This window comes from Bradyrhizobium sp. Ec3.3 (genome assembly GCF_000472925.1).
Classification (GTDB): Bacteria; Pseudomonadota; Alphaproteobacteria; order Rhizobiales; family Xanthobacteraceae; genus Bradyrhizobium.
The window spans coordinates 1-5,945 of record NZ_AXAS01000130.1; the positions used below are offsets into that span (position 1 = coordinate 1).

Below are 5,945 nucleotides of genomic sequence, written 5' to 3' on the forward strand. Positions count from 1 at the left end.
GCGATCACGCAATCCCTCCACACCTTCTGCGCGGAACCGCTTGACCCATTTGGCCACCGTCTTCGGTGTCGTATTGAACAGATCGGCCGCGCCAGCCTGGCTGAGCCCGCCTTGCGCCACGCTTCGGACCATCGCCTCTCGACCTTTGGGCGTCAAAGGCGCATTCTTGTGGACGTTCATCTGGTCTCTCCTTGGAACACTGAAGCTTCGCAACCTCAGCTTCCTCGGTTCAGACCAGATGGACAACCTCCTGACAGGCCACACTTAGGCCGGGGCCGCCGGTCGTATGGCCGACTGATCTTGGGGGAAGCCGCGATCACCGACATTAAAGATCAGCAAGCGACTACCCGTAGGCCAGTTCCGACGGCGAGTGCTTGACACCGAGCTGGCACCCGATCGGTTCAAGGACTTCTGGCGCTGATGCGCAAATTGCGCTAACCCAATTACTAGCGGTCAGCCGGGGCGAACTCACATCGCGCTCTACTTTTTCTCCCTCGGGAATTCCAGCGACCGATCCTCAAAATCCTCGATCGGGATATCGGTGCCCCTGGCGCCATAGCCTTGCGAAGTCGTTGTCGCCATGCCCGTGGTTCCGACCCGACTGTCGATCAGGAGCGCGTGCGAACGGAACAGGCCGGTCCCAGCAGCGAGCAGAGCGATGAACACGAGTGCAGAAATCATCAGACGCTTCATATCAAACTCCAGTTTGCGCGCGCCTTTGGCCACCATTTGCTCAATGCAATCTGAACACGCCATCGACGGCGCGCAGTTCAGCCGGCTTGATCAGCCTGGAATGCGCCACGGTGACCGAGAACAAGGGGCCGTCGAGCTTCTCCCGCCAGAAGGCGAGGAAATCCTGCAGCGCCGGGAATTTCGGAAACAGATCGTAATTCTGCCAGACATAGGTCTGCAGCAGCGAGCGATGATCCGGCATCCGATAGAGGATCCGTGCCGTCGTCAGCCCGTATCCCATCACTTGTTTCCGAAAATCCTCGGAAGCAATCCCAACCCGAGAAGCCATGCCAATCTCCATTCCCTCCACGCTGGTCCGTCCCAGCAGATCATCTTCGCCGTCGCGGCCTGACACCCCCTTATCGCTCCCGAAGCGCCAGCCATCAGTGATGGCCATCACTGTGACGCGACGGGGCTTTTGAAGTCGGTGAGGGCGCTTCAACCCGAAGAAGCGGCGTAAGCGCCCGAAGCGGCCCAAGTAACAACCCAACTGCCCCACACCGAGCCCGCCCTGCCAGCCGGGGGTTGCTTGTGTGACAACAAGCACAGTAACTCATTAGGGACCGTCCTAGCCTTGTCAGTCCGGCGGGAAGGATCCCATCCTGAAGCAAGCAGGGAAATCCCATGACGGATGATCTGAATAGCAAAAATCGCGAACTGAAAAATCGCGAACTGAGAAGCGAGGAATTGACGATCGATGAGCTGGACTCAGTAAGTGGCGGACGAATGAAAATCCCAACTTGGTGGGATTTTCAGCTTAAGGCACTTGCCCCGGTCCGACCAAGTAATCCCGGATTCTGAAACAGGACCTGTGCTTGGTCACTTGAGGCCGCCTCAGCTGGCGGCCTCTCCGTTTGGACCCCGCAACGAGCCGTTCCTGCCCCGCCCACGAGCCGGCGGGGCTTTTGCTTCGCCGTGCGCTGGCGGCCCTCGCCTGCGCGTCATTCCGAAAATCGTGATCGCCCGTGACCGTCTATCGCCTTCTTTTGGGCACCTATGAGGAGAAGGCTGTTAGGACGACGCCCAGCGCAGGGGGGCCGGAATGACCGATCAATCCCAGCCGGTAGTGGATCAAGATTTACGTAACCTCACTCGGGTCATCTCCGCGTGCACCTTGGGCCTCTGCGCTTTTGCGATCGGTTTGCTGATCGGGGTCTTTCTGTTTTCGTGATCCTTCGGCAGGCGCCTGCAATTCCGGGCTTCTCCAGTCACATGTGCGTGCGAGGCGGGCGGGTTGACTCGATGTGTGTCGACGGGGCGCTCCGGCGATCCGTTTTGGCCACCCGAATGGCAAGCGCCGCGAAGGCGCCGAGCCCGTTTCGGCAGCAACCTCGGCAAGTGCAGGGGGTGCGAAGCTGCGCCGGCCCATCAACTGAGCGGGCCTCGCAAATCACGCAACGGCAAGGTCGGTGCTCGATCAGTCTCGAAGCGTTGATCCAACGCAGCGAACCGGCTCCGCGACCCTTCGCCCCGTCATCGACAGTGGGCGACGCAGTGTTGCGGCATCGTCCAGATACAAGGAGTTTCGGATCATGAGGATGAACAATGCCGACACACCGCGAGCCGCACGCGACGCGGGAAGACCCGTCGCTCGCGATCTGGAAAGTTGGCGTCGGTGGTGGATGGAGAACCTCACCACCGACGCCGAGCGCGACCGCGTGCCCGCTGAAAAGCACGCCGAGGTTGGTCGCGGGTTGCAATCACGGGACGTGCGTGGTGCCGCCGCTCACCACAATCTGCCAACCGGCCCCGAGCAGAACGGGGACGAACATGGAGGACACCAGGATCTGCCCGCTGGCGCTCGGTGTCACCGTCGACCCATCTGGCAGGTGTACGATGGTCGGCACAGCGGTGCCCGTCGGCGGCTGCATGGCGCTTCAAGAGCGCAAGCCGGAGACCGATTCCGCTGCTGCATCGATCGTTGACGAGATTGAGCAGGAAGATCTAGAGGCCGAATGCAAGGCCGAGGAGGCCGCGTCGATACGTGAGTCGGAGGATGAAGCCGCGGAGGCTGAGGCTATCCTGGATGGCCCTCCGCCAGACCTGCCGCTAACTCTAACGCCACCAGAACCGCAAAGGTTGGAAGCTGGCACGGAATGGGCGGCGACCGGGGCGTTTTTCAACTCCGTTACCAACTTATTTGAACTGCGCACGAAGCCGGCCGCGAGATTTGTAGGCCAGTGCTCAGCAGCTGAGTTGCGTTCAGTCAGCGACTTCCTGCTGACCGTGGCAGCGGCCGAGAGGGACGTCGACCTCGTGAGGGTGGAAACGGTCTAATCCATGTCCCGCGCCCGCCAGCACTTCCGCCAATCAGACCTGGTCAAGGCCCTCAAGGCGATGGCCAAGGTGGGGGTGTCGGGGCGGGTCGAGATTGCGCCCGATGGGCGTATGGTGGTCATTGCAGGTAAACTGGGGCAGGGGCAGGATGTCGACCATTCGGCTAACGAATGGGACTCAGTTCGATGAAGCGTCGCAACCCGCCTTTCGTGCATGAGTACCAGACCCAGCACTGCACCACTGCGTACTATCTCCGTCGATGGATGCCCCAAGATTAGACTCCGTATTCCCGTCGACGTGCTGCCGTGGTCGCCATCGTTCATGGCGATCTATGAGGCAGCGATGGCCGAGGTACCGGCGAAACCCGAACTCGGCGCGGGCCGCACGATCCCTGGCACCGTGAATGCGGCGCTGGTCAGCTACTATCAGTCGACCGCCTTCACGAAGGGCCTCGCGAAATCGACACAGAGTAACCGGCGCGCCATCCTCGAAAACTTCCGCAACGATCACGGCGACAAGCGCATCGCCATGATGCACACCCAGGCGCTGCAGAATATCCTGAACGGCAAGGGCCCGATCGTGCAGCGTAATTGGTGCAAGGCGCTTCGCGGCTTTGTCGATCATTGCTTGTCCATCGGCATGATGAAGGTCGACCCGTTGGCCGGCGTGAAGCTGGCGAAGCTGAAGAAGTCGACGGGCTTCCACCCTTGGAGTGAAGACGAGATCACGAAGTACCGGGGGCGGCATGCGCCTGGTACCAGGGCGAGGCTGGCACTCGAGCTGATCCTACAGACCGGACACGCTCGCGCCGATGCCGTCAGAATGGGCCGCCAGCACGTCAAGAGCGGCAAGCTGCCGATGCGTCGCCAGGCGCTAGCCCAAGCGATCTAGCTATGACCACAACTTCGGCGTCACAAAGGAGGACGAAGCTGGCGGTCATTTCAGGTGCGGCCTGCCAGTCCAACGGTGGGGAGAGGTCTTCTGCATCGCAGGTGAAACGGCGCGGGATCGCTGAGCCGCCAGAAATGGCATTTGAGCTGAGCTGCATTGGTTGCCTCCTGGTTGCTGGATGTCGGCGCCCGCCGCCCGGTCCTCGCGGGGTATTGGACGTCTCGTCGAGGATTCCGGCCGCCGCGTAGTGGCAGCTGGCGCCTGCCCGATTCAGCACGTCACGTGGAAAAGCCCTATCTTTTTCGCATGCGACCTGTTGAACGTACGGATCGCCTCAGGGGTCGGCTGCAACAGCACCTTGCAGCCCTTTTTCACGAAATACGCCTCAGCTTGCGGCGATAGATGCACATTGCCCAACTGGCCCGAGCCGAGAATGAGCTGCTCGCATCCGTTCTCAAAGACGAACTTCGCCTCGTCCTTCGAGAGGACATGAGAGGTGCCGTAGTACTTCTTCGATAGCTTCTTCTTTCGCTTCACCACCTCGCCGGATAGACGAATGATCACGTCGTGCTCATAGGTTTTTCCGTCAATCGTGATGGTGCCGAACGTGGTGCGATCGATCTCCATGGCCTGTTTCCAATCTCCGCACGAGGCCGTGACTTCGCCTCGGCAGACGCGCGCCATATCGGTGCTCTTCCGACGACGTTGCTCCCGGTCAATCGCCGGATCCTGGACTGCTTCACGCCAGGTCGGCCAGCTTCGATGGAGGCACCGCGCCGTTAGCCCCGCGTCCAATCTTTTTTCTCCTCAGCCTCTCAGGATGGCCCCTCGGCGGAAACGTATGGCGCAGCCTGCTATCGGGCAAGCGCTGGGTCGGGTTGAAGTGTCGCAGGTCGCCCGGATGGGGTTTCGGGAGAGTTCGAGAGAGCCTCTTCAGGATGAACTCGCTCCGGCACGGTCCCGCCCCGTCCCGGGGGACCAAAAAGCGCTCCAGCCCACCCGGCACGAAGCTGAGCAGCAGGGTCGCCTGGTCGCCGACCACCTCGATCGTATGCGGCACACCGCCGGGAAGAGCCGCGTAGGCGCCCGGCCCCACCTCGACGCGGCATCGCCGACCCGCGCGATTAGCTGCCCCTGCACCGCGTAGACCAGTTCGTCCTCGCGCGAGTGGGTGTGCAGCGGCGGGGATCTTGGTAGTTGGGCGGGGTCAGGCAGTATGGCATAATCCACGACGTGGACCCGTTAAGTCCATTGCTTCTTTGTCAAAGGAGAATCGACATGTCCACGTACATGCTTCTCTGCAATTTCACCGAGCAAGGTGTTCGGACCATCAAGGAAATGCCGCAGCGTCGAGCGGCCGCCAGGGAGTTGGGCAAAAAGTTTGGCGTTGACATCAAGGCCGGCTATCTCGCCATGGGAACATATGACCTCATCATCCACGCCGAGGCCACCGACGATGAGGCCATGGCCAAGTTTCTCTTGTCGCTGGCCGCCATCGGGAACGTACGGACGACTTCGGTCAAGGTGTTCCCGGAAGCGGACGTTGACAAGATCATCGCGGGACTTGCGTAAGCTAACGCAAATCAAAACGAAGGTCAGTTGTTGGCACATAACGTCGGCCAGCGCAGCGACATGTCTGCGACAAGGTGCGGGTTTGCTCCCTAAATCGCGCGGGCCGTTCGTCACATGGCGTCAAGCTGAAGAACCCGGTGTCGCCTTCGAAGGATGTGCAGAGGACTCAGTCGTTCAGAGATGAGCACGCGGCAATAGCCATCCCATGATCTTCTGATACGGATCGCGATGACTGCGGACGAATGCGTTCTCGTTCTGCTGAGCGGCGGTCCTGGCGAATTCAGAAATCCCCTCCNTAGACTGCCGTTTATCCTTCGGAAGCTTCGCCCATTGGCGAATGATCTTCCGGCGGGCTTCGCGTTGCTTTTCCCTTACGTCATGCATCGGGACGCTCCTGAACAGGATTATTCCGGTCGACCTAGTATTGTTTGGGCTCACTAGAACTTCAACGTCCAATCAAGAACTCTTAGCCC

General features: G+C 60.6%; 10 protein-coding genes. 5 read left to right on the forward strand and 5 right to left on the reverse strand.

Annotated elements, in window-relative coordinates:
- The 3 genes from YUU_RS57990 to YUU_RS0145340 form a co-directional block, all read right to left on the reverse strand.
- Positions 1-180: helix-turn-helix domain-containing protein (locus YUU_RS57990; RefSeq protein WP_035665186.1), on the reverse strand; the 180-nt coding region annotated here is incomplete at its 3' end.
- A 300-nt stretch (positions 181-480) separates the two neighbouring features.
- On the reverse strand, positions 481-729 hold the full coding sequence (locus YUU_RS0145335; RefSeq protein ID WP_051390280.1) for a hypothetical protein: 249 nt from the start codon (positions 727-729) through the stop codon (positions 481-483).
- 4 nt (positions 730-733) lie between these two features.
- Positions 734-1,021, reverse strand: a complete 288-nt coding sequence (locus YUU_RS0145340) for an usg protein (protein WP_027528055.1) — start codon at positions 1,019-1,021, stop codon at positions 734-736.
- Between the two features lie 335 nt (positions 1,022-1,356).
- Between YUU_RS0145340 and YUU_RS59880 the strand changes: the two genes are divergently transcribed.
- From YUU_RS59880 to YUU_RS0145355, 4 genes are all read left to right on the forward strand, one after another.
- Positions 1,357-1,533, forward strand: a complete 177-nt coding sequence (locus YUU_RS59880; RefSeq protein ID WP_156944938.1) for a bacteriocin — start codon at positions 1,357-1,359, stop codon at positions 1,531-1,533.
- Between the two features lie 969 nt (positions 1,534-2,502).
- Positions 2,503-3,009: a hypothetical protein gene (locus YUU_RS0145345; protein ID WP_027528056.1), complete on the forward strand. Its 507-nt coding sequence runs from the start codon at positions 2,503-2,505 to the stop codon at positions 3,007-3,009.
- A gap of 3 nt (positions 3,010-3,012) precedes the next feature.
- On the forward strand, positions 3,013-3,198 hold the full coding sequence (locus YUU_RS0145350; protein WP_027528057.1) for a hypothetical protein: 186 nt from the start codon (positions 3,013-3,015) through the stop codon (positions 3,196-3,198).
- A 153-nt stretch (positions 3,199-3,351) separates the two neighbouring features.
- Positions 3,352-3,900, forward strand: a complete 549-nt coding sequence (locus YUU_RS0145355) for a hypothetical protein (RefSeq protein ID WP_156944939.1) — start codon at positions 3,352-3,354, stop codon at positions 3,898-3,900.
- On the opposite strand, the gene YUU_RS63150 is transcribed toward YUU_RS0145355, so the two are convergent.
- Both YUU_RS63150 and YUU_RS0145360 read right to left on the reverse strand, forming a co-directional pair.
- Positions 3,848-4,057: a hypothetical protein gene (locus tag YUU_RS63150; protein WP_371260604.1), complete on the reverse strand. Its 210-nt coding sequence runs from the start codon at positions 4,055-4,057 to the stop codon at positions 3,848-3,850. The genes YUU_RS0145355 and YUU_RS63150 overlap by 53 nt on opposite strands.
- A 113-nt stretch (positions 4,058-4,170) precedes the next feature.
- Entirely contained in the window at positions 4,171-4,695 is a 525-nt protein-coding gene (locus tag YUU_RS0145360) for an Mth938-like domain-containing protein (protein WP_245288325.1), read from the reverse strand.
- A 483-nt stretch (positions 4,696-5,178) separates the two neighbouring features.
- Here YUU_RS0145360 and YUU_RS0145370 point away from each other — a divergent pair, with 483 nt between their 5' ends.
- Complete coding sequence (locus YUU_RS0145370; RefSeq protein WP_027528060.1) at positions 5,179-5,472, forward strand: GYD domain-containing protein; 294 nt, start codon at positions 5,179-5,181, stop codon at positions 5,470-5,472.
- The last annotated feature ends 473 nt before the right edge of the window (positions 5,473-5,945 follow it).

Excerpts from the sequence above, each read along its gene's own strand:
- YUU_RS0145335 (WP_051390280.1), bottom strand. The coding sequence starts at position 729 with ATGGTGGCCAAAGGCGCGCGCAAACTGGAGTTTGATATGAAGCGTCTG.
- YUU_RS0145340 (WP_027528055.1), bottom strand. The coding sequence starts at position 1,021 with ATGGCTTCTCGGGTTGGGATTGCTTCCGAGGATTTTCGGAAACAAGTG.
- YUU_RS59880 (WP_156944938.1), top strand. The coding sequence starts at position 1,357 with ATGACGGATGATCTGAATAGCAAAAATCGCGAACTGAAAAATCGCGAA.
- YUU_RS0145345 (WP_027528056.1), top strand. The coding sequence starts at position 2,503 with ATGGAGGACACCAGGATCTGCCCGCTGGCGCTCGGTGTCACCGTCGAC.
- YUU_RS0145350 (WP_027528057.1), top strand. The coding sequence starts at position 3,013 with ATGTCCCGCGCCCGCCAGCACTTCCGCCAATCAGACCTGGTCAAGGCC.
- YUU_RS0145355 (WP_156944939.1), top strand. The coding sequence starts at position 3,352 with ATGGCCGAGGTACCGGCGAAACCCGAACTCGGCGCGGGCCGCACGATC.
- YUU_RS63150 (WP_371260604.1), bottom strand. The coding sequence starts at position 4,057 with ATGCAGCTCAGCTCAAATGCCATTTCTGGCGGCTCAGCGATCCCGCGC.
- YUU_RS0145370 (WP_027528060.1), top strand. The coding sequence starts at position 5,179 with ATGTCCACGTACATGCTTCTCTGCAATTTCACCGAGCAAGGTGTTCGG.